The sequence below is a fragment of the Vibrio tapetis subsp. quintayensis genome, assembly GCF_030409945.1.
Classification (GTDB): Bacteria; Pseudomonadota; Gammaproteobacteria; order Enterobacterales; family Vibrionaceae; genus Vibrio; species Vibrio quintayensis.
Genome location: NZ_JAUFQV010000035.1, coordinates 154,852 through 179,493, shown reverse-complemented (window position 1 = coordinate 179,493; position 24,642 = coordinate 154,852). Strand labels below are relative to the sequence as shown.

10 protein-coding genes are annotated in these 24,642 nt (G+C 46.1%); 5 read left to right on the top strand and 5 right to left on the bottom strand.

The annotated features are described in order from the left end of the window. Nucleotides 1–23: 23 nt before the first annotated feature. A complete protein-coding gene (locus QWZ04_RS18195) occupies nucleotides 24–1,358 on the top strand; it encodes a sigma-54-dependent transcriptional regulator (RefSeq protein ID WP_290329672.1) in 1,335 nt (444 codons plus the stop codon). A gap of 47 nt (nucleotides 1,359–1,405) precedes the next feature. Here the strand turns inward: QWZ04_RS18195 and QWZ04_RS18190 are convergent, their stop codons facing one another. From QWZ04_RS18190 to QWZ04_RS18175, 4 genes are all read right to left on the bottom strand, one after another. Continuing rightward, the gene (locus QWZ04_RS18190) at nucleotides 1,406–3,361 is read right to left on the bottom strand and encodes a DUF3857 domain-containing transglutaminase family protein (RefSeq protein WP_290329671.1); all 1,956 of its coding nucleotides are present in this window, start codon (nucleotides 3,359–3,361) and stop codon (nucleotides 1,406–1,408) included. Between the two features lie 270 nt (nucleotides 3,362–3,631). Next, the gene (locus QWZ04_RS18185) at nucleotides 3,632–4,993 is read right to left on the bottom strand and encodes a TRAP transporter large permease (protein ID WP_290329670.1); all 1,362 of its coding nucleotides are present in this window, start codon (nucleotides 4,991–4,993) and stop codon (nucleotides 3,632–3,634) included. A 3-nt stretch (nucleotides 4,994–4,996) separates the two neighbouring features. Continuing rightward, entirely contained in the window at nucleotides 4,997–5,668 is a 672-nt protein-coding gene (locus tag QWZ04_RS18180) for a TRAP transporter small permease (RefSeq protein ID WP_290329669.1), read from the bottom strand. A 78-nt stretch (nucleotides 5,669–5,746) separates the two neighbouring features. Further along, nucleotides 5,747–6,742, bottom strand: coding sequence for a TRAP transporter substrate-binding protein (locus tag QWZ04_RS18175; protein WP_290329668.1), 996 nt, complete (start codon nucleotides 6,740–6,742; stop codon nucleotides 5,747–5,749). A 399-nt stretch (nucleotides 6,743–7,141) separates the two neighbouring features. Between QWZ04_RS18175 and QWZ04_RS18170 the strand changes: the two genes are divergently transcribed. Next, nucleotides 7,142–7,543, top strand: a complete 402-nt coding sequence (locus QWZ04_RS18170) for a thioesterase family protein (RefSeq protein ID WP_290329667.1) — start codon at nucleotides 7,142–7,144, stop codon at nucleotides 7,541–7,543. An 18-nt stretch (nucleotides 7,544–7,561) separates the two neighbouring features. Here the strand turns inward: QWZ04_RS18170 and QWZ04_RS18165 are convergent, their stop codons facing one another. Then, nucleotides 7,562–8,479 (bottom strand): 4'-phosphopantetheinyl transferase family protein, encoded by a 918-nt coding sequence (locus QWZ04_RS18165; protein ID WP_290329666.1) that lies wholly within the window; start codon nucleotides 8,477–8,479, stop codon nucleotides 7,562–7,564. A gap of 721 nt (nucleotides 8,480–9,200) precedes the next feature. Here QWZ04_RS18165 and QWZ04_RS18160 point away from each other — a divergent pair. The 3 genes from QWZ04_RS18160 to QWZ04_RS18150 are packed head-to-tail and all read left to right on the top strand — an operon-like array spanning nucleotide 9,201 to nucleotide 24,642. Further along, entirely contained in the window at nucleotides 9,201–16,883 is a 7,683-nt protein-coding gene (locus tag QWZ04_RS18160) for a type I polyketide synthase (RefSeq protein ID WP_290329665.1), read from the top strand. A 2-nt stretch (nucleotides 16,884–16,885) separates the two neighbouring features. Beyond that, a complete protein-coding gene (locus tag QWZ04_RS18155; RefSeq protein ID WP_435433632.1) occupies nucleotides 16,886–18,874 on the top strand; it encodes a PfaB family protein in 1,989 nt (662 codons plus the stop codon). Next, nucleotides 18,871–24,642 carry a hotdog fold thioesterase gene (locus tag QWZ04_RS18150; RefSeq protein ID WP_290329663.1) on the top strand — a complete coding sequence of 1,924 codons (5,772 nt, stop codon included), beginning with the start codon at nucleotides 18,871–18,873 and terminating at the stop codon, nucleotides 24,640–24,642. Before QWZ04_RS18155 ends, QWZ04_RS18150 begins: the two co-directional genes overlap by 4 nt.

Sequence of the window (24,642 nt, the reverse complement as noted above, 5' to 3'; positions counted from 1 at the left end):
TAATTACAAGGAAGAGAGCATAAATGTGTCATGTGTTTTTTATTGATGATGAAGAAGATCTTAGGATCGCAATGGAGCAAAGTTTCGAACTGGCCGACATTGAAGCCAAAGGCTTTGCTGATGCCGAATCTGCACTGATTGCCTTTGATCACGACAACCCTCCCCACGTGGTTGTCACCGATATTTGCTTACCTAACCTATCTGGCCAAGACTTACTGCGATCCATTAAACGAAAAGATGCCGATATTCCGGTAGTGCTGATCACAGGCCACGGTGATATTTCCATGGCTGTACAGGCCATGCATGATGGCGCTTACGATTTTATAGAAAAACCCTTTGCTAGCGATCGCCTGATTGATACGGTAAAACGTGGCATTGAGCGTCGTAAACTGACACTTGAAAATCAGCAGCTAAAACGTGCATTAAAAGCAAAACAAGCTCTTGGACCTAGAATCATTGGGGACACCGCCAGTATCCAAGCACTTCGCGACACCATCAGCCATGTGGCCGACACCAACGCTGACATCCTATTGTTTGGCGAAACAGGAACAGGCAAAGAGTTGGTTGCTCGTTCGCTACATGAGCAAAGCAGCCGCAGAGAACAAAATTTTGTAGCGGTAAATTGTGGTGCTGTACCAGAAAACCTCATTGAAAGTGAACTATACGGACACGAAAAAGGCGCATTTACCGGAGCCGAAAGCCGCAGAGTTGGTAAGTTTGAGCACGCACAAGGAGGCACACTTTTTCTCGATGAAATTGAGTCAATGCCGATGCAAGCACAAATCAGGCTGTTACGAGTATTACAAGAACGTAGCTTAGAGCGTGTTGGCTCAAATCAAGCTGTTGAGCTAGATATTCGCGTCATTGCCGCCACTAAAATCGATTTAAAGCAAGCCGCTAGCGAAGGAACTTTTCGTCAAGATCTCTATTATCGATTGAACGTCGTGACGTTAGACCTCCCCCCTCTTCGCTCACGCAAAGAAGACATTCCTGGTTTATTCCATCACTTTCTGCTGGTTGCCGCGGCTCGGTATGGCAAAGCCGCAACGTCATTACCCGCCAGTGATCTACAGATTCTACTCGCTCATAACTGGCCAGGTAATGTAAGGGAATTAAGAAACGCAGCTGAGCGCTTCGTCTTGCTTGGTAAATTGATACAACTTGGCGATGCCAGTACTGTCGAACCGCAACAAGGACTTGCAGAGCAAGTCGCTGAGTTTGAAAAAACCATTTTAGAGCAATGTTTGGCAGACTGTGGCGGTAGCATCAAAGACACCATGCATAACCTTCAATTAGCAAGAAAAACGCTATACGACAAGATGCAAAAGTATGGTCTTAGCAAAGAAGAGTATAAATAAATCACGGATAGGCCCTAACCAGAGTAGGGCCTTTAAATGGAACTCAATTATAGTGACGGTCGAGTAAATTGATAGAATAGCGAATCAGACGCAGATTCCGCATTTTTCTTATACTCATTCATTTCGCTAGGGTCAACGTATGTTTGTTTATTGCGGTAGCTGTATAGAAACTCAACCTTTTTGTACTTGTCTGTTAGTTTCGCGAGCACCCCACCAACACCTTGTAATGATATATCAAACTCAAATATCTTACTGTTAATGAAGGTATCATCGTCTGAAATACTAAAACCTACCGGTAATTGTAATACTATCTTCTGAGTGATATCTATTGGTCTTCCTAGGTAATAAGGCGTTTTCCGTCGCTTACTTTCAGGGTATACGATGTACGTATTGATAACATCTGCAACAACATCAAATCTATGCTCACCTTCGTCCGTTAAATACCAAAACGACTCGATTGCGTACTGCTCTACGACAGTAAAGACGTTGCTATCTAAATCATCATATACAACGAAATCTTCGCTAACATAAACCCCTTCATAAAAACGATTGAAATATTCTTCATAGCTATCCATAACTTGACTCATCGAATCAGATGAAAAATAACGTCTCATTCTATCAGCTTGTTCACCATAATAGACTGTTTCGACCGTCATGCTGGTTTCTCCCTCACCAACATCTTTAACGTTAAGCGTTGTGGTGGTAGAAATACTGTTAACACGCTGAGCATCCATTCGAACCAATGATCTCTGACCTTTCTCAATCAAAAGAGCATACCCAAGTTGGGACTGGCTTATTGCTGCTAGTTTATCCGCTTGCTCTGTTGCGGTCGGATCGATCCAATATTCAAGTCCCTCGAAATAAAATCTGACAATGACATGATTAAATGCACTATGACCTGCAGGCTGCGTTACCAATTGTTTCTTATATGTCGTATTAACTAACGCGGGCGTCGCTTTGATACCGATCCCCTCGAGCATAGCAACCAATAAAAGCACTTTGTCTTTACAGTCACCATAACCTTGATCCAGTACATTTTCAGGCGATCTTGGAGCATGGGAACCGATACCATTCGACATTCCAAGATATCGAATCGACTGCTGGGCAATTTTTATTGCCGCTACCACTCTCTCTTCTGGATCTTCAACCTTTTTTAACAGCTCCAACTTTTCTTGTATCAGTGGGCCATTGATTTCGTATTGATACAGAGGCAACGACCACTCAACAACATCGTTCCAGTTCGTATAGTTTGTTACGTGAATATAAGGATATTCGTCAAACCAATTTGGCTGATTTTTCTCGTAATATTTGTATTCACGTCTTGTATCGACATATCGAAATTCAAAGCCATGTTCAGATTCAAAACTTTCAACCTGTCCATGCTTGCTGTCGCCTAACCGACGCACGTTGTACCCTTCATTTTTAGGATACAGTATTCGAATAAAAGAGCTCGCTACAGGTACTTCCCACCCAATTTTGAACCAAGAATCAACATTACCGTTGAAAACAGGATTAGTACCTTTTATCGAAAAGCTATAATCGATGACATCGCCTTCTTCAACATTCTTCAGCACGATGTAGTAAGTTTCGTCACCGTTATATAGCAGTTGCTCAAGGTCTTTCTCTTGCTTAAAGCGTTTTACTTCCATCTTGTCGAGTTGATTAAGCCGAACACCATCTCGCCAAATAGCCAAGGAATGCAATATGACTTCTTCGTAGGACGGAGCAAACGTCAGTGATATCTGCGAATTGTCCTCGACCCCTCTCGAATTCACAGCCTTTGTCATGTAATGACTGTACGTTACCGGTTTCGTCAATAAAAAGTTGGTTTGTCTATCAACCAAAAGATATGCACTGCCATCAACTCGGTCTTTTCTTGCCCCTTTTCCGTCATATTCTTGGGGAATAACCCAGTTAGGCTCCACTTCAATTTTTATCAAGTCGTTAGCACTGACTGAAAACGCCATGACCAATGCTAACCAAAACAACCCAATGTATCTCATATCTATATAACGCCTATAATGCATTCAACAATTAAATATTACCTCGTCTAAACATAAAACTCACTAACCCTTTAAAAATAAAAGTAAAATTGACTTTCATCATGTCAATTCAACTAAAGTATTGATCAAAAAAAGCCCTGCGGGGGAGGCAGGGCAATACGGAGTTTAGGAACATCATTATTATAGTTTTGTTTCAGGGAACATTTTATAAGAACAACCTTAGGCCAACGCTGCTCTTATTTTTCTACTTCTCTGGTTTCTCTATTTCGTTTACTTAGTGATGATTTCCGGCCCCATTAGCAGCGTTGGTAACCAAGTTGACACCCAAGGTACGTAAGTCACGATGATTAGGAATAAGAACATCACGCCAACCCATGGTAAAGCGGCTTTCACTACGTTCATCATCGACATTTTCGCAACCCCGGCCGTAACAAAGAGGTTGAGCCCCACCGGCGGTGTGATCATGCCTATTTCCATGTTAACTACCATCATGATGCCCAAGTGGATAGGATCAATACCCAACTCTATCGCGATTGGAAATACCAGCGGTGCAACGATAATCAAAAGACCCGAGGGCTCCATGAATTGGCCACCAATCAGTAACAGAATATTCACCACAATCAAGAATGCGATAGGGCCAAGGCCTGCCGACAACATAGATTCAGTGATCATCTGAGGAATACGTTCTTCTGTAAGGACGTGCTTTAAAATCAGAGCATTCGCAATGATAAACAGCAGCATGATCGTCAGTTTACCCGCTTCAAACAGTGTGTCTTTAGTGTCTTTGTGCACAAATGTTTGAACCGCTTTTACGATCGCCGGTTTGGTGTTTTCTTTATCTGCAAACGGCCCCATATCTTTATAGATGAAGTTTGCAATGAAGAACGCGTACACCGCAGCAACTGCCGCCGCTTCTGTTGGAGTAAAGATACCGCCATAGATACCACCAAGAATGATAACAATCAGTAACAAGCCCCAACTCGCATCTTTTGCTGATGCAAACATTTCGCCCCAACCAACAAAGGGTTGAGCGGGAATGTTTTTCCAGCGAGCCGCGATATAGATGGCGATCATCAGCATCACACCAGCCAATAGGCCCGGGATCACGCCACCTAAGAACATGCGCCCTACCGAGACATCCGTCGCCGCCGCGTAAACAACCATCACGATTGATGGCGGAATTAAGATACCAAGCGTACCTGCATTACAAATTACACCCGCCGCGAACTCTTTTGAGTAACCATTTTTCACCATACCGGCAATGACGATACTACCGATTGCAACCACCGTTGCCGGAGAAGACCCAGACAGAGCAGCAAACATCATACAGGCAACAACAGAAGCCATCGCAAGTCCGCCACGGAACCAACCGACCATGGCGATAGCAAAACGAATGATACGCTTAGCAACGCCACCAGTAGACATAAAGCTCGATGCCAAAATGAAGAATGGAATCGCTAACAGGGTATAGTGCCCCGCAAACGCATTGAACAAAGTTTGTGCCACTGATGCGAGTGAAGCATCAGAGTGCATTAACAAGAATATCATGCTGGACAAACCCAGCGATATGGCAATTGGCACGCCAATCAGCATGAAAGCAATCACCATCAAAAACAAAAATAACATGGCCATGATTTACTTCTCCTTACCTTTTGTATTCAGTGGCGCCATTGCGTCTTCGTCGCTGCCCTGCGTCACTTCTGCTTTCAGAGCTTCTAAGCCCTCTTCCGCTTCATGCCCAGCAATCATACGGTCCGCCTTACCAGTGAAAACTTGCACTGCTACCTGTAAAAAACGGAAAGTCAGCATCGCCATACCAATCGGCAGCGCCATGTAAGGAATAAATCGTGGCATTTTTTCGTAACGCTCACCTTCGTTTAACCAGTCTGACATAAACTGCAAAATCTCTGGCATCGGGATATCATCAGTCTCGTACCACGCTCGCTCAGTGGCAAACGGATACCAGTAGTTCCATGAACCGATCAAGAGCAAAATAGAAAAGAGCAAACATGAACAAACAGCAACCATGGCATACACTTTTCGCCATTTTTCTGAAGCTAGGTTAATGATCACATCAACCCCAATGTGAAAGTGCTTTTTCACACCATAAGATGCGCCAACAAGCACCATCCAGGCGAACATAAATACGGTCAGTTCTAACGCCCATAAAATGTTGTCGTTAAACACATAACGAGACACAACGTTAGCGAAAGTTAATAGGGTCATGGCCCCGAGAAAAAATGCGATAAGGGTTTCTTCTATCGCATCGGTAATTTTTCCGACTTTAGAAAAAAGAGACTGTTCCATGGAATACTCCGATCTCAAAACTGCTTTTTATCATTATAATTAGAGGCGGGACGAGCCCGCCTATTTAGGGAGTGGTGGTTATTTATTTGAAGCCAACGCCGCTTCGATAAGATCCGAACCAATGTCTTTTTCAAACTTCTTCCATACAGGTTGAAGTGCCGCGACCCAAGCTTGACGCTGATCTGGCGTTAACGTACGAACGACGCCACCCGCTTCAATGATGTTATTTTTATTCGCCATATTCACTTTCGAAGATTCCGCATTTCGTGTAGCAGAAACTTCAGTAATAATGGTTCCTAGTTGATCACGAATATCATCTGGTAGGTTTTTCCAGAAATCGTTAGACGTAACCACTAGGTAATCTAAGATTCCGTGGTTAGTTTCCGTAACACCGTCTTGTACTTCGAAGAATTTCTTACCGTAAATGTTTGACCATGTATTTTCCTGGCCATCGATAACCTTAGTTTGTAGGCCACCGTACACTTCTTTAAACGACATTTTCTGTGGGTTAGCATTTAGTTGCTCGAACTGCGCAACCAATACATCAGACGCTTGAACACGGAATTTAAGCCCTTCAGCATCCGAAGGCAGTAACAATGGCTTGTTTGCCGACATTTGTTTCATACCGTTATGCCAAAACGCCAAACCTTTGAGACCGCGTCGCTTCATTGCATTTTTCAGCTTGTCGCCTGCTTCTGAGTTCTGGAAACGGTCAACAGCGTCGACATCTTCAAACAAGAATGGCAGGTCGAAAATACGGTACTTTTTAGTGAACTTCTCAAATTTTGATAAAGAAGGGGCAGCGAGTTGTACGTCACCATTAAGTAGCGCTTCTAGCACTTTGTTATCATCATAAAGCGTCGAGTTTGGAAATACTTCCATACACGCTTTACCGTTCATCTCTTCGTTAACTCGCTTTTCAAGCAATGAAGCCGCGATCCCTTTTGGGTGTTTGTCTGTATTCGTTACGTGGCTGAACTTGATCACCATTTCACCAGGGTCACAGTTAGCAGACGCCTGAAAACTGGTTACAGCAAGAATCGATACCGAAAGTAGAGTAAGAGGCTTTAACATTTTATTTCTCCTTGTTTTTATCATCCAGCGTCCATTCTCTGGCGCCTTGTCTTTCTTATAAGGCAATTAACGCGCCAACACGCTACATTTAATTAACAAACCAATAACCACAAGGGCTACAGAAATTTAACCTAAATAAACTCGAGCTAGGCATGAGAAATAATGGGTGGAAAATGACACATGATGAAAAGTGGATTTGGTGGAACTCCACCGAAAAGAGAAAACCGAAGTGCTAAAAGTGAAGTGCTAAAAGTGAAGTGCTAAAAGCTAAGTGCTAAAAGCGAAGTGCCGAGTTAACTGCTCTGACTTCGTTTTTAGTATTTAGCTTTTCGTACTTGCTAAGGTAAAGTAGCCACCACTAATGCAATTACCGCTTACTAATATGAGACCAGTCCTAGCATGAGCACCATTTATCACCACCCCGTGCAAATCTACTACGAAGATACCGACCATTCAGGTGTGGTTTATCACCCAAATTTTTTGAAGTATTTCGAAAGAGCACGTGAGCATGTCATTGATAGTGATAAATTAGCGACATTATGGAACGAACAAGGCCTCGGCTTTGCGGTATATAAAGCCAATATGATTTTTCAAGACGGTGTTGAGTTTGCAGAGGTGTGTGACATTCGCACCAGCGTAGAACTTGATGGCAAATACAAAACACTATGGCGTCAGGAAGTATGGCGCCCTAATGCTAAAAAGCCGGCTGTGATTGGCGACATAGAAATGGTGTGTCTCGATAAAGACAAGCAACTCCAACCGATCCCAGAGTCTATACTTGCGGCATTCATTGTAAAATAGCCCTAAAGATCTGCCTGGCTACGGTTGAATTAGCTGGCTTGAACAGAGCCAGTTTGCCCTAATCTCAACACGGGGTGTCGTCTCTGCACCATTTACCAGCAACGATATGCCCAGCGTAACAGCGAAACGATACTCTTCATCTAACCGGCCCAAGTAACTAAACCAAACGACCGAACCTTGCAAATTTTTCCCTTGGTCAGAAACCTGTCGTTCTAACGTCACTCCTTGAATGACCGTCACTTCTTTCGTTGGAGCTTGGGTTTTCAACTTTACATCTAATTCCTCTTGGCAGTTTAGCGGCGTCTGAGAATCATATGCACGAGACATATCAAAACCAAAGCTATCGAGCGGTATGGCCAACCCTTTCCCCACCGCTTTTATATAAGACTCTTTCAACGCCCATAAATCGAAGAAATGCTCTCTTTGATCGGCTTCATCTAAGGTGAGTAATCGTGAAGATTCTAGTGTTGAAAAATAATGATGGTGAATTGAGCCAATATCGGTTTCAGCGCGAGACTTTTCGATGTCTACACCTAGCTGAAATGCCGCACTCCCCGTCAAAGCACGTTTACTTGGATCTGAAGCCACAAGAGCCACCAGCAAGTACTCTCCACTATGACTGATGTTAAATTCAATCCCTGTCAGTCCATGCTGCTCATTACATAAATAAGGTTTGCCCTTCGACTCGTACTGAAATCGCCATTGATCAGGCGCAATATTGATGCCCACTTCCGTAGTTGCATAACGAGTTAAAATTACTCTTAAATAGTTACGTACATACAATGCCTTCAAGCGAGCTTTAGGAAAGCGATAACGATCAACTTTGATTCGTTCGTCGTCACTCAATCTAGATCTCAAAAATGCCACTTTATTCGTGTCACCATCTAGAGAAGTAAGAGGACAAAACCACAATTGAACAGTAGAAGTAGAGGACAAAACAACAAACCTTTTTGCTAACGATACCTGACTATTTTGACGGTCTTTTAAGCCAATTAAAAGTACTGATTTCTTGAGTATAAAACCAGCCTTTTATTAAGGGTACCAACCGGATAATTAGAGTTTATACTCTACCCACTCAAATCATAAAACTTACATCTTTGATCCAGCAACGCGCTGACACAACAAGAACTAAACCACTTTTAACATCAAAAATACGCCTTAGATCACACAAATCATAAAACCTGAGTATTTACACTAATTAATGAATATTAATCTTTATTATTCATTATGTTACCTTACATAAATAGCAAAATATCGAATGAAAACATGCTTTCACTGGTCTGAAGAGTTTACTCCACGGTTTGCTGATATTGTATACATCGTGCCCCTCGCGTAATCTGCTCTACCATTGATAAATTTAACGACGTTTTTTGGACAAAAAAGACGTTTTATTGCCGTAAATATTAGCGGCAACGGCTAGAGTAATTATTGATGGAAACCACCTCACATATTCCCAGTGCATTTTCACAATGAATGGCTCTATTCGTAACGAGTTTACCCACTCACATAATTCAAATTTCAAAGATCTACTGCATATCAGTAGCACACTTTTATCACGGCGCTTTTATATAGCCACTCCCACAAGCTACACACATTATCTAAAAGCCCAAACTAAGACAGAGGCAACCGCATTACGGCTGCCCAGCGGAGACTCATAATGAGCCAAACCCCCGAATCACTATCTGAAGCCCAACAAGACAAACGTTTAAATAAACGTTTAAAAGACATGCCTGTCGCAATTGTTGGTATGGCGAGCATTTTTGCAAACTCCCGTTACCTAAATAAATTTTGGGACCTGATCAGCGACAAGATCGACGCAATCACAGAGGTGCCAGACACCCACTGGCGCGCAGAAGACTACTATGATGCAAACAAAAGCACGCCAGACAAGTCTTACTGTAAGCGCGGTGGCTTCATTCCAGAAGTTGACTTCAATCCAATGGAGTTCGGCCTACCGCCAAATATCCTAGAGCTAACGGATACGTCTCAACTGCTTTCTTTAATTGTGGCAAAAGAAGTACTGGCTGACGCAAAACTACCAGAAGGCTACGACCGCGATAAAATCGGTATCACTTTAGGTGTAGGTGGTGGACAAAAGATCAGCCAAAGCCTAAATGCTCGCCTGCAATACCCTGTACTTAAAAAAGTATTCGCAAACAGTGGCATTAGCGAAGAAGACAGCGAGATGCTGATCAAGAAATTCCAAGACCAATACATTCACTGGGAAGAAAATTCATTCCCAGGTTCATTGGGTAATGTCATTTCAGGCCGTATTGCTAACCGCTTTGATTTGGGTGGCATTAACTGTGTGGTTGACGCTGCATGTGCTGGCTCTTTAGCGGCAATGCGTATGGCACTTGGCGAGCTTGTTGAAGGCCGCAGTGAAATGATGATCACAGGTGGTGTGTGTACTGATAACTCACCAACCATGTACATGAGCTTTTCAAAAACCCCTGCCTTTACTACCAACGAAACCATCCAACCTTTTGATATCGATTCAAAAGGCATGATGATTGGCGAAGGTATCGGCATGGTTGCGTTAAAGCGCCTAGAAGATGCAGAACGCGATGGCGATCGTATCTACTCTGTGATTAAGGGCATTGGCGCCTCTTCAGACGGTAAGTTTAAGAGCATTTATGCTCCTCGCCCTGAAGGCCAAGCGAAAGCACTGAAAGCCGCTTACGATGATGCTGGCTTTGCACCAGAAACGTTAGGTTTATTAGAAGCTCACGGCACTGGCACAGCCGCAGGTGATGTCGCTGAATTTGGTGGCTTGAACTCAGTATTTAGTGAAGGTAACGATAAGAAACAGCACATTGCATTAGGTTCAGTTAAGTCTCAAATCGGACACACTAAATCAACGGCAGGTACGGCTGGCCTGATTAAGGCATCGCTAGCACTTCACCACAAAGTGTTGCCAGCGACCATCAATGTTTCCGCACCAAATCCAAAATTGGACATTGAGAACTCGCCATTCTACCTAAATACCGAAACGCGTCCTTGGGCGCAAAGAGCAGACGGCACGCCACGTCGTGCGGGTATCAGCTCATTTGGTTTTGGTGGTACTAACTTCCACGTTGTACTAGAAGAGTACACAGCAGAGCACAAACGTGGCGACAAATACCGCCAACGTGAAGTTGCGCAAACCTTGCTGTTTAGTGCCGCATCTCGTGATGGACTGGTCGCTAGCTTAAAAGCCATCAACGCCGATCTTGCAGCAGGCAAGGCATCTATCGCTGAACTGGCTAAAGCCCATGCTCTTCGTGAACTAGACGCTAAGCACGCTCGTTTGGGGTTGGTTGCTAAAACTGAACAAGAATTACAAGAATTGCTGACTCAATCGATTTCTCAAATCGAGAAAAACTCAGCGGATAAATGGCAGCTACCAAACGGGACTAGCTTCCGTGTTTCTGCTCTTGTAAATAAAGATGAATCAAACAAGGTTGCCGCTCTGTTCGCAGGCCAAGGTTCACAATACCTCAACATGAGCCGTGAACTGGCGTGTTACTACCCAGAAGCGCGTCAGCAACTTGAACAAGCAGATGCTGTCTTTGCAGAAAATAAGAAAACGGTGCTGTCTCAAGTTCTGTTCCCTATTCCTGCTTTCAACAAAGAATCCATCGCAGAACAAGAAGCACTATTAACCAATACAGCAAACGCACAAAGCGCGATTGGTGTGGTTTCAATGACGCAATTTGAGTTAATGACCCAAGCAGGCTTCAAAGCCGATATGTTCGCAGGTCACAGCTTTGGTGAGCTAAGTGCATTGTGCGCATCAGGTGTTATCTCTCAACAAGATTATTACAAGCTAGCATTTGCTCGTGGCAATGCCATGGCCCAAAAGCCTGCTGAAGGTGACAGCGGTACTATGTACGCTGTAATCTTGGATGCGAAAGAACTGGCTACCGTTGAAAAATGCGTCGCTTCATTTGAAGGCGTTAGCATCGCTAACTACAACGCGCCAACTCAGCTTGTAATTGCAGGCCCAACGGTTGAAGCACAACAAGCAGCAAAAGCACTCACAGAGCAAGGCTTCAAAGCGATTCCTCTGCCTGTTTCGGGTGCCTTCCACACCCCACTTGTGGCACACGCGCAAAAACCATTTGCAGCCGCCATCGATAAAGCCAGCTTTACCAAGTCGGCTCTACCGCTTTATTCAAACGCAACGGGTGACGTTTACCCACAAGATGGCAAAGCCATTAAGAAAGCGTTTAAGCAACACATGCTTCAGTCAGTCCGCTTTAGCGAACAACTAGAAGCGATGTACCAAGCGGGTGCTCGTGTATTTGTAGAGTTTGGTCCAAAGAATATCCTACAAAAACTGGTCGAAAAAACACTCACAGATAAATCTGAAGAGCTATGCACCATCAGCATCAACCCAAGCCCTAAAGGCGATAGTGACGCACAATTGCGATTAGCTGCCGTTCAATTAGCGGTTGTGGGTGTCTCTCTTACTGAGGTTGACCCGTACCAAGCAGAAATCGCACCGCCTGCACCTAGCTCTCCGATGAACATCAAGCTGCACGCAACGAACTACATCAGCCCTGCGACTCGTAAGAAAATGGCCGCGTCACTTGAGAACGGTACCGTCACATCGAAAACAGAAGTGGTTGAGAAAATAGTGGAAAAAGAAGTGATCAAAACTGAAATGCGCGAAGTGCCTGTTGAGGTAGCACCAGTTGCAAATAACGCACCTGTGACGCAAGCTGTTCAAGCCGCGACTCAAACCGTTGCACCCGCACAAGCGGCAACATCAGCCGTTTCTTCAAGCGATGCATCAATCAATGCCTTCTTTGCTGCACAACAGCAAGCAGCGCAAGTGCATGAGCAATTCCTAGCGATCCCAACTCAATACGGCGATACCTTCGCAGCCCTGATGACTGAGCAAGCGAAAATGGCGGCGGCTGGCATGGCTATCCCAGAAAGCCTGCAACGTTCAATGGAGCTTTTCCACCAGCACCAAGCTGAAACACTAAAAGCACATGCAACGTACTTGAACCTGCAAGCCAGCAGCAACAATTCTGCACTTTCGGCTTTGGGCTCTACTCCGGTCTCTTCTGCTGCTATCGTTAACACCGCAGTTGCAACGCCAGCACAAGTAGCAGCACCCGTACAAATCGCAGCACCAGTGGCAACTCAAACTACCGCACCTGTTGCAGCGCCAGTATCCACTCCGGTACAAGCGCCTGCACCAACTCCAGTGGCTAAAGCTACCGTTACAAAAGCAGCTGTGACAAAAGCACCTGTCGTAAAAGCACCGGCTGTTCAAGCACAAGCGGCTGCCGTTGCAAAACCACAGGTTGTGCCAACCCCGGTTGCAGCGCCTGTTGCTAACGCACTAAACCCAGAAAAAGTGATGCTAGAAGTGGTTGCTGAGAAAACCGGCTACCCGACTGAGATGCTTGATCTAGAAATGGACATGGAAGCAGACTTAGGCATTGACTCTATCAAGCGTGTTGAAATTCTTGGTACGGTTCAAGACGAGCTACCAAACTTGCCTGAACTGAACCCGGAAGATCTGGCAGAGTGTCGTACTCTGGCTGAAATTGTTAGTTACATGAACAGCAAAATACCTGCTGCATCAGATTCTGCAATTCAAGCATCAGCGCCAGCTCAAACAGGTGGCTTAGAAGCAAGTGCAGTACAAGCGACCATGCTTGAAGTAGTCGCAGACAAAACTGGCTACCCAACTGAAATGCTTGATCTAGAAATGGACATGGAAGCAGACCTAGGCATCGACTCTATCAAACGTGTTGAAATTTTAGGTACCGTTCAAGACCAACTGCCTACACTTCCAGAGCTAAACCCTGAAGATCTAGCAGAATGTCGCACACTAGGCGAAATTGTTGACTACATGAACAGCAAACTGCCTGCAGCAAACACGGCACCAGCGGTTACAGCAGCTCCAGTTCAAGCTGGCGGTTTAAACGCAAGCGAAGTACAAGCAACCATGCTTGAAGTCGTTGCAGACAAAACTGGCTACCCAACTGAAATGCTAGAACTGAGCATGGACATGGAAGCAGACCTAGGTATCGACTCTATCAAACGTGTTGAAATTCTAGGTACGGTTCAAGACCAACTGCCGACACTGCCAGAGCTTAATCCAGAAGATTTAGCGGAATGTCGCACTCTTGGCGAAATCGTTGATTACATGAACAGCAAATTGCCTGCTCAAAGTGCGGCAGCTGTTGTTGCTCCAACGGTTTCACAAGCTCCTACTCAAACTGGCGGCTTAAGCGCGAGTGAAGTACAAGCGACCATGCTTGCAGTCGTAGCAGACAAAACCGGCTACCCAACTGAAATGCTAGAACTGAGCATGGACATGGAAGCAGACCTAGGTATCGACTCTATCAAACGTGTTGAAATCTTGGGTACGGTTCAAGACCAACTACCTACGTTGCCAGAACTTAACCCTGAAGATTTGGCCGAGTGTCGTACGCTGGGTGAAATCGTTGACTACATGAACAGCAAATTGCCTGCTCAAAGTGCTTCTGTAAAAACCGCTCCTGCTGCACAAGCAAGTGGTCTAAACGCAGACGAAGTTCAAGCGACAATGCTAAACGTTGTTGCAGATAAAACGGGCTACCCAACAGAAATGCTTGACCTAAGCATGGACATGGAAGCAGACCTAGGCATCGACTCTATCAAACGTGTTGAAATCTTGGGTACCGTTCAGGACCAACTGCCAACGCTACCTGAGCTTAATCCTGATGACCTAGCAGAATGCCGTACACTGGGTGAAATCGTCACTTACATGCAAAGCAAATTAGCTTCGCCACAAGCCGTTGCACCTGTTGCCCAAGTTCAAACTGCAGCGCCAGCAACGCCAGCAAACGAGCTTCCACCACACAACGAGGTAGCGCTAAAAAAGCTACCAGCGGTAGATAAACTCAGCGACAGCTTTGCAAAAGACGCGTGTGTCGTGATCACAGACGATGGTCACAACGCCGGTGTTTTAGCAGAGAAGCTGACCGCTAACGGCGTACAAGTTGCCGTAGTGAAAACATCTTTGTCTACCGCATCTCCTTTAAACAGCGAAATCAAAAGCTACAACCTAACATCGGTTGATGATGCTGGTATTAGCGCAGTGATTAAGGAAATCGAAGCACAACAACAAACCATTGGTGGCTTTATCCACCTGCAACCACAATCTACTGCGGCGCACAATGGTTTCGTACTGCTAGACGATGAAGCAAAAAATAGCCTAGACGTTGCGTTCTTGTTTGCGAAGCACTTGCATCAGCAACTGAACAAAACAGAAACGACAGGACGTCATAACTTCTTTACGGTAAGTCGTATCGATGGTGGCTTTGGCTACCTTGATAACCAATTACTCGCAAAAGCAGAACTAAACCAAGCGGCTCTAGCTGGCCTGACCAAAACGCTGAGTCACGAATGGCAAAACGTGTTCTGTCGCGCTATTGATATTGCGCCAAATGTTGATGCTCGTCACCTAGCCGAAGCGATTACCGCAGAGCTATTTGATGCAAACACCGCAGCCGTTGAAGTCGGTATTACCGATGCTGATTCAGCAGAATCAAGCCGTAGCACTTTGATCGCGATTGAAGCAGGCCAAGCCGCAACAAAAAATGCAGCAGCTCAACTGACTAAAGCAGATAAAGTGCTGGTAACTGGCGGCGCGAAAGGCGTAACGTTTGAATGTGCATTATCACTGGCAAAACAGTGCCAATCTCACTTCATTCTAGCAGGTCGCAGCAAGCACACTGACGTTGCAGACCTACCAAGCTGGGCACAAGGCAAGCAAGCTTCTGAACTCAAGCCTGCAGCGATTAAACACATCCAAGCGAGCGGTGAAAAACCAACACCCAAAGCGGTTGATGCGTTAATTTGGCCGGTACAAAGCAGCTTAGAGATCAATGCATCACTGAATGCCTTTGCAGAAGTAGGCGCTAGCGCAGAATATATCAGCCTGGACGTATCAAACAGCGAATCAGTGGCAAACACACTGAGCAGCATTGATGGCATCACCGGTCTGATTCACGGCGCAGGTGTACTAGCAGACAAACACATCCACGATAAAACACTGGATGAGTTGAACATGGTTTACGGCACCAAAGTTGGCGGGCTGAAAGCGGTACTTAACGCGCTTGATAACAGCCAACTTAAATTGCTAGCGATGTTCTCTTCTGCTGCAGGTTTCTATGGCAATACAGGCCAAAGTGACTACTCAATGTCGAACGATATTTTGAACAAGGCGGCGCTGCAATTCTCTGCACGTCACCCTCAAGCGAAAGTGATGAGCTTTAACTGGGGTCCTTGGGACGGCGGTATGGTTAACCCTGCCCTGAAGAAAATGTTCACCGACCGTGGTGTGTACGTAATCCCACTTCAAGCAGGTGCTGACTTATTCAGTACTCAACTGACGAGTGAAACTGGCATTCAATTGCTGGTTGGTACAAGCATGCAAGGTAAGGAAGACGCTGTAAAAAAGCCTAATGCGGAGTCTGTGCAGTTAGCAAAGAGTCCGCGTAAATCAAGCGTTACTATCACACGTGATCTGGACATTAAGGCCATGCCTTTTGTTCAAGATCACCGTATCGCCGGCAACCCTGTGTTGCCGACGGTGTGTGCCATCCAATGGATGAGAGAAGCCGCGCAGCAGTGGTTAGGGACACAAGTTAACGTTCTTAACTACAAGTTGCTTAAAGGCGTGATCTTTGACAATAATGATGTGCAAACGCTGGAACTTACTCTGAACCAAGATGCAAAAGAACAAGGTCAGTTTAAAGCCTTGATCAATTGCGGTGGCAGACCTCAGTACCAGGCAACGCTTGTTGCAGACGTTGCACCACAGGCTGCTAACAAGCCAATGGCTGCTAGCACTCAAGCTTTTGTGGCAACGGCTCAAGAGCTATACAGCAACGGCACACTTTTTCACGGTCCGAGACTGCAAGGCATTCAAGCAATAACCCGCTTTGATGACCAAGGTTTGGCTGCAACGTGTCAGCTACCTATTGTCGTTGAGCAAGATTGCGGTGCATTTGTACCCTCTGTTGAATTTGGTGGCAATCAACCGTTCGCGGAAGACTGCCTGTTGCAAGCGATGTTGGTATGGGCAAGATTAAAGTACGGCGCGGCAAGCCTGCCGTCGGCGATTGGTGAGTGTTACTCATACCAACCGCTAGCAACAGGTGAGCAAGGCTGGATTGAGCTTAAGGTAATCAAAAGCACAGCCCGTTCATTACAAGCGGATGTCACGCTTTATCATCAAGATGGGCGTATCAGTGCCGTAATGAAAGGCGCGAAGATCACCATCAGTAAAAGCCTGAACGCCGCATTTTTACCTGCCGATGAAGCACAAAAGGAGCCATTGTCATAGTGATGGACTCAACAAATAAAGCGATGCCATTGCGCATCGCTCTTTTGGCTAATTCCACTATCTCAGACGATGGTAATGTTAAATGCATTACCGTCGCTGACGATTTCAGCCACAGCCTAAAAACAGCCATTCAAGCGATAGAGCAAGGCCAAACGGTTCAGCTGATCGCTCAAACTCCAGCTCAAGGCCATTTGATTTTGATGGCAGGACTAAAAGCGGCGCAAAGCCATTTGCATCCTGACGCGTATCTATCCGGTATGTCCGAATCTACCGAGCAAGCGTTAAGCCAATCTCGCCGTCGTCATTCTGATGTGAGTTGTCAGCAAGAGCACGATAACATCAATGCTCAACAGCAGTTTGATGCGTTCTTATTGATGGTTGAAGCCATTGCTGGCCGCACTTATTCTTCTGAAAATCATTATTGGTTTACCGAGCCAAATCAAGCTCGCGTTGCAAGCCTGACGTTTACTGGCACTCAAGCGATTAACTCACAAACCACCAGCATGATCCTCACTCAAGCGACGGGGCTAAAAAATGCTCGGTCCATCTTAAGTGCATCACGCTTAATGTTTGTCGTTTCAGCTCAAGATAAATCGTCTTTAGCAACAAAGCTCGACCAGTTAAACCAGCAATTAAACCAATGTTCTAGCGAGCATGACCTACTTTGCTTAATGCGCAGCAACCTCGCTGCGTATCAACTTGAATCGACCGCCAACGTAAAAAAGCCAACCGCCGTTTTACAAGCTGCTTCAAAGCAGGCATTGGCGCAAGAGATTCAGGCAATGAGCCAAGCCCTAGACAAAGCGTTTACAGACAATAGCCACTTCAAAACCCCGGCAGGCAGTTGCTTTAGCGCTGCGCCAACCAGCCAAGGGGCAGTGGCATTTGTTTACCCAGGAGTGGGCACGGTATATCCGCGTATGCTTGATGAAATGCATCATTATTTCCCTGAACTTTACGCCCGACTAGAGCGTGAAGGTAATTTGAAACAAATGCTGCAAGCAGAAAAAACCTACCCTACAAGCGCCGATTCCAAAGCAGAAATGTCATTGGGCGAAATGGCGATCGCTGGTGTAGGCACAAGCTACCTGTTTACCCGCTTGTTATGTGATGAATTCAAAGTCACTCCAAACTACGCATTGGGATATTCCAAAGGCGAAGCCTCAATGTGGGCAAGCTTAGGCATATGGCAAAACCCTCACGCGTTAATCGAGCAGACTAAAACCAGCCCAATTTTCACCAGCGCTATTTCTGGAGAGTTAACGGCCGTGCGCCAAGAGTGGCAACTTAAACAAGATGAAGTCATTAAGTGGAACAGCTTTGTTGTACGTTGTGACAAGCAAGAGATTCAAGCGCTACTACCTGCGTACCCTCGAGCATACCTTGCGATTATCCAAGGTGATACTTGTGTGCTTGCGGGCTGTGAAGAATCGTGTCGTGCCCTGCTTAAAGCCCTCGGCAAGCGCGGTATTGCAGCCAATCGTGTCACCGCAATGCACACCACTCCGGCGTTAACTCAGCACAGCCAAGTCACCGAGTTTTACACTCAACCACTTTGCGACACTTTGCCAACCAACATTGGCTTTATTAGCGCCGCTTGCTTGATTAACCAAGAGCAAAGCTTGCTGGTTAATCCTGATAGCCAAAGCATTGCGACTTCGATTGCTGATACTTTCTGTTCAACACTAGACTTTACCGCCCTAATTCGCGCCGCTCGCGAGCAAGGTGCAAAGCTATTTGTTGAAGTGGGCGCCGATCGCCAAACCGCGACATTGATCGACAAGATCAACCGTACCGATAGCGCTACCGATTGCAGCAGCATTGTTACCAACGCCAAAGGCGGTGAAGACATTGTCCATCTCATTAAGTGCTTGGGCCAATTGATCACCCATCAAATACCGCTGTCTGTTGCCCCTCTGATCGAAAGATTAGATCAACGCATCGCGTTGGCAGCCGACACAACCAACTTAAAACAAGGGGAACCAGTGTGAGTTCTCAACATCACGATGACAACAAGGCTTCAGGCCACGCTAATAAAACCGTTGGCAAAATCGCCATTGTCGGTTTAGCCAATCAATACCCTGATGCCGACACGCCAAACGACTTTTGGCAAAACCTGATCAACAAAAAAGATTCTCGTAGTACGTTAACTAACGAGAAACTGGGTGCGAACACCGAAGCTTACCAAGGCACGCAAGGTCAATCTGACCGTTTTTACTGCGACCAAGGCGGCTACATCAAAGATTTTAACTTTGATGCAAACGGCTACAAACTCCCTGCTGAGCAATTTTCAGGCTTAGACGACAGCTTTTTGTGGGCACTCGACACAAGCCGCAAAGCGCTGCTCGATGCAGGTATCAGTTTGGAAGCTGACATCTTAGCGCGCACAGGTGTGATCATGGGCGCGTTGTCATTCCCGACGACTGCATCTAACGACCTGTTCTTGCCGATTTACCACAGCGTGGTAGAAAAAGCCCTACAGAACAAACTGGGTAATCCAAACTTTCAGCTAAACCCTTCAAACGAAAACATCGGGCCGCTAAACCCAAGCAATGGCGCAGCGGCGCATAACGCTTCTAAAGTGGTGGCGGAAGCATTAGGACTTGGCAATGCACAACTGAGCTTAGATGCGGCGTGTGCAAGTTCTGTTTATTCATTAAAACTGGCCTGTGATTACCTCAACACGGGCAAAGCAGACATGATGCTGGCCGGTGCGGTATCTGGCGCAGACCCATTCTTTATTAACATGGGTTTCTCCATCTTCCACGCTTACCCAGACCACGGTATCTCTGCGCCGTTCGATAGCAACAGTAAAGGTCTGTTTGCTGGTGAAGGCGCAGGTGTGTTAGTGCTTAAGCGTTTAGAAGATGCCGAGCGTGATGGCGACCAAATTTATGCGGTTGTGAGCGGTGTTGGTCTTTCAAACGACGGCCGAGGCCAGTTTGTATTAAGCCCAAATAGCAAAGGCCAAGTTCAAGCGTTTGAGCGTGCTTACCAAGCGTCTGATCTAACCCCAGACAGCATTGAAGTAATTGAATGCCACGCAACGGGGACGCCTCTTGGCGACAAGGTAGAGCTGACCTCAATGGAGCAGTTCTTCCAACACAAACTCAATGACAGCCAAGTGCCGTTAATTGGCTCAGCTAAATCCAACTTAGGCCATCTACTTACCGCTGCTGGCATGCCGGGAATCATGAAAATGATTTTCGCCATGAAGCAAGGCGTACTGCCGCCAAGTATTAATTTAGAAACCCCATTGTCATCGCCAAACAATATGTTTGGTGCGCACACCTTGCCGACCCAAGTGCAAGCATGGCCAGATAAAGCCGGTAATGAACAACGCCGCGCTGGTGTGTCCGTCTTTGGTTTCGGTGGCTGTAACGCTCATCTTTTATTAGAAGCGTATTCAACGCCGTCTTCTCAGCCAACAAAGGCTGCGGTTACCGCTCAAAACACGAATCGCCCATTGGACGTGATAGGTGTGGCGTCTCACTTTGGTTCATTGAACTCAATAAATGCCTTAAGTGACGCAATAAAAACCAACACAACCGCGTTTGGTGCTTTGCCAGAAAAACGCTGGAAAGGCTTAGATAAGCACCCAGAATTACTCGCGAACTTTGGCTTGAATAGCGTGCCTCATGGTGCTTACATCGACCAATTTGAGTTAGATTTCTTACGTTTTAAAGTACCGCCGAATGAAGATGACCGTCTGATCTCTCAGCAATTATTACTGATGAAAGTCGCCGACGAAGCCATTCGCGATGCCAAATTGGAGCCGGGTCAGAAAGTAGCCGTATTGGTTGCGATGGAAACGGAATTGGAAATGCACCAGTTCCGTGGCCGAGTAAATCTGCATACTCAACTGGCAGAAAGCATGGACAACATGGGGATTGCTCTTAACCAAGAGGAATACCAAGCCCTTGAAACGATTGCCATGGACAGCGTATTAGACGCAGCCAAGCTCAATCAGTATACCAGTTTCATTGGCAACATCATGGCGTCTCGTATTTCTTCATTATGGGACTTCAATGGCCCAGCATTCACCATTTCAGCAGCCGAGCAATCTGTTGCTCGTTGTATTGATGTCGCTGAAAACTTGATGAGCCAAGAATCACTTGATGCTGTGGTTATCGCAGCGGTTGATTTAAGCGGCAGTGCTGAACAAGTGATCTTGAAAAACAGCATCACTCCCGTTGCAAACACAGCGCAAGATGCCGGTTGGCATGTGGGTGAAGGCGCCGGTGCGATGGTCTTCGTTGACAGTCAATTAGTGAATAGTAACCAAAGCTATGGTCAACTAAAGTCACTGGCGTTTGGTCATGTAAACGGCAGCCACATCACAACCGATACCCTACTGACTTCTGCGGGCCTAAATGCTAACGACATTCAGCTTATCGAGCGTAACCAAGCACCTGAAAGTGCCAACGTTACCGTTAATATTCCACTGCCACAATCGCGTGCAACTCAAGCAAACCTGCGCTTGGGTCACAGCTTTGCTGCATCAGGAATGGCGAGCATGCTGCACGGTTTGGTCGAACTTTCTCAAGTAAATGCTCAAGCTAACGGTACTGACAAACACGCGGTGATTGCCAACATCAGTGAGAACCAGTGTTCTCAACTGTTGTTTGGCCAAAGCGAATCGCAAACACGTGCCCTTCAAGATCGTTTAGCCATGCCATTAGCGTCTGACACTAAACGCCAATTGATCAAGCAGGTGACGTTAGGTGGCCGTGATATCTACCAACACATTGTAGATTCTCCACTGGCAGCACAAGCACAAATTCAACAAAAGGCCGTCAACAAGCAGCCAACGCATCAAGCAGCAAAAGTAAGCCGCCAAGTGGTAGCACCATTTGCTCAAACTCATGCATCCCCTACTTATGAATCCCAAGCCGAGAAGATACCTCTTCAGGCTTCGATGACAGGTATAAAAACAACCATGACTCAGAACTTGTCCAATTTAGACCCACAAACCGTTGCTACTCACGCAGCATTTAATGATAACCAACAGCTGACCCAGCAAGTACACCAAGCGTATTTGCACAATCGTGAACAAGGTTTAAAAGTGGCAGACGCTCTATTGCGCGCGCAATTAAACCAAGTCACGGCGCAAATGGATGCAGGTAACGGCCAAGTCATTGAACATGCGGTTCAACAAGCCCAAGTTGCTAACGTTCTTGCAGCACCAGTAAAGCCCGTTCGCAAGCCATGCATTTGGGATTACGACGACCTAGTAGAGTACGCTGAAGGCGACATCGCCAAAGTATTTGGTGAGGAATATGCCATCATCGATAGCTACAAGCGTCGTGTACGCCTACCAACCACCGATTACTTGTTGGTATCTCGCGTAACCAAGCTTGACGCAACTATGCTGGAATACAAGCCAAGTACCATGACCACAGAGTACGACATCCCAGTAGATGCGCCTTACTTAGTTGATGGCCAAATCCCGTGGGCGGTTGCCGTTGAATCTGGTCAATGTGACTTAATGCTGATCAGCTACCTTGGTATCGATTTTGAAAACAAAGGCGAGCGTGTATACCGCCTGTTAGACTGTACGCTAACCTTCCTTGGCGACTTGCCTCGCGGTGGCGATACGTTGCGTTACGATATCTCTATCAATAACTACGCTCGCAATGGCGACACTCTGTTGTTCTTCTTCTCTTACGAATGTTTCGTCGGCGACAAGATGATCCTGAAAATGGACAACGGTTGTGCTGGTTTCTTCACTGACGAAGAATTGGCCGATGGCAAAGGCGTGATCCGCACTGATGATGAAATCAAAGTGCGCAACCAAGCGGTTAAGCAACGTTTCAACCCATTGCTACACTGCCCAACCACTCAATTTGATCATCTAGCACTGCGTAACCTGCTGACTGCAAACATTGCAGAATGCTTTGGCCCAAGCCACATTCCTAGCAGCCAACAGCCATCACTGTGCTTTAGCTCTGAAAAGTTCATGATGATTGAACAAGTAAGCCGAGTTGAACCGCAAGGCGGTGCATGGGGCTTAGGTTTGATTGAAGGCCATAAGCAACTAGAGCCAGAACATTGGTACTTCCCTTGCCACTTTAAAGACGATTCCGTAATGGCGGGTTCTTTAATGGCAGAAGGTTGTGGTCAGCTGCTTCAGTTCTACATGATGCATCTAGGTATGCACACTTTGGTTGAAAACGGCCGCTTCCAGCCACTAGAAAATGCCCCACAGCAAGTTCGTTGTCGTGGGCAAGTTCTGCCACAATCGGCGGTTCTTACTTACCGTCTGGAAGTGACTGAAATTGGTACAAGCCCTCGCCCTTACGCGAAAGCAAACATCGATATCATACTGAATGGAAAAGTAATTGTTGATTTCCAAAACTTGGGTGTGATGATCAAAGAAGACGCAGAATGTACGCTTTACCCTGAGCTGCACAATGCTTCTGAAGACACAACTACCGTTGCAGCAGAGACTGTCGTAGTGGAAGAAATAACAGGCTACCAAGCCGCTTCTGTTAATGCTCCTTTAATGGCGCAAATCCCAGACTTGAATACCGCAACTAATAAAGGCGTTATTCCACTTCAACACGTTGAGGCACCAACAACACCCGATTTCCCGAACCGCACACCAGACACCGTACCGTTCACGCCGTACCACATGTTTGAGTTTGCCACTGGCGACATCGAAAAATGTTTCGGCCCAGATTTCTCTATCTATCGTGGCATGATCCCACCGCGTACTCCGTGTGGTGATTTGCAACTGACCACTCGCGTTGTAGAAGTTAACGGTACTCGTGGCGACTTTAAAACGCCGTCTTCGTGTCTTGCTGAATACGAAGTACCTGAGAACGCATGGTACTTTGATGAGAACAGCCACCAAACCTTAATGCCTTACTCGGTATTAATGGAAATATCTCTGCAACCTAATGGCTTTATTTCTGGCTACATGGGTACAACACTTGGCTTCCCGGGCGAAGAATTGTTCTTCCGTAACCTAGACGGCAGCGGCAAGATGCTGCGCAACGTTGACCTCCGTGGTAAAACCATCGTCAACGATTCACGTCTGCTTTCTACCGTCATGATGGGCACCAACATTGTTCAAAGCTTCAGTTTTGAACTGTTAACTGACGGTGTGCCTTTCTACCAAGGTACTGCGGTATTTGGTTACTTCAAAGGCGCGGCACTAAAAGACCAACTTGGTTTGGATAACGGCAAAGTGACTCACCCTTGGCATGTGGATAACAACCGCACACCGGATGTACACATTGACCTGCTAGACAAAACTAGCCGTTACTTCAATGCGCCAGCATCAGCCGCGGGCGAAGCAAGACCACACTACCAGCTCGCAGGTGGTCGTTTGAACTTCATCGATAACGTTCAAATCACCAGCGATGGCGGTAAAGAAGGTCTTGGTTACCTTTACGCAGAACGCACGATCGACCCAAGCGATTGGTTCTTCCAATTCCACTTCCATCAAGATCCTGTAATGCCAGGTTCACTTGGCGTCGAAGCTATCATCGAACTCATGCAGACCTACGCATTGAACAAAGACTTAGGTGCTGGTTTCCGCAATCCGAAGTTTGGTCAAATCCAATCGGAAGTGAAGTGGAAATACCGTGGTCAAATTAACCCACTGAATAAGCAAATGTCACTGGATGTTCACATCACCTCTGTGACCGACCAAGATGGCAAAAAAGTCATCGTGGGTGACGCGAACCTAAGTAAAGATGGCTTGCGTATTTATGAAGTGAAAGACATTGCTATCTGCATCGAAGAAGCTTGA

What these genes read in the sequence shown, in the direction of transcription:
- QWZ04_RS18195 (WP_290329672.1), top strand. Translation starts at nt 24, where the DNA reads ATGTGTCATGTGTTTTTTATTGATGATGAAGAAGATCTTAGGATCGCA.
- QWZ04_RS18170 (WP_290329667.1), top strand. Translation starts at nt 7,142, where the DNA reads ATGAGCACCATTTATCACCACCCCGTGCAAATCTACTACGAAGATACC.
- QWZ04_RS18185 (WP_290329670.1), bottom strand. Translation starts at nt 4,993, where the DNA reads ATGGCCATGTTATTTTTGTTTTTGATGGTGATTGCTTTCATGCTGATT.
- QWZ04_RS18175 (WP_290329668.1), bottom strand. Translation starts at nt 6,742, where the DNA reads ATGTTAAAGCCTCTTACTCTACTTTCGGTATCGATTCTTGCTGTAACC.
- QWZ04_RS18180 (WP_290329669.1), bottom strand. Translation starts at nt 5,668, where the DNA reads ATGGAACAGTCTCTTTTTTCTAAAGTCGGAAAAATTACCGATGCGATA.
- QWZ04_RS18155 (WP_435433632.1), top strand. Translation starts at nt 16,886, where the DNA reads ATGGACTCAACAAATAAAGCGATGCCATTGCGCATCGCTCTTTTGGCT.
- QWZ04_RS18190 (WP_290329671.1), bottom strand. Translation starts at nt 3,361, where the DNA reads ATGAGATACATTGGGTTGTTTTGGTTAGCATTGGTCATGGCGTTTTCA.
- QWZ04_RS18160 (WP_290329665.1), top strand. Translation starts at nt 9,201, where the DNA reads ATGAGCCAAACCCCCGAATCACTATCTGAAGCCCAACAAGACAAACGT.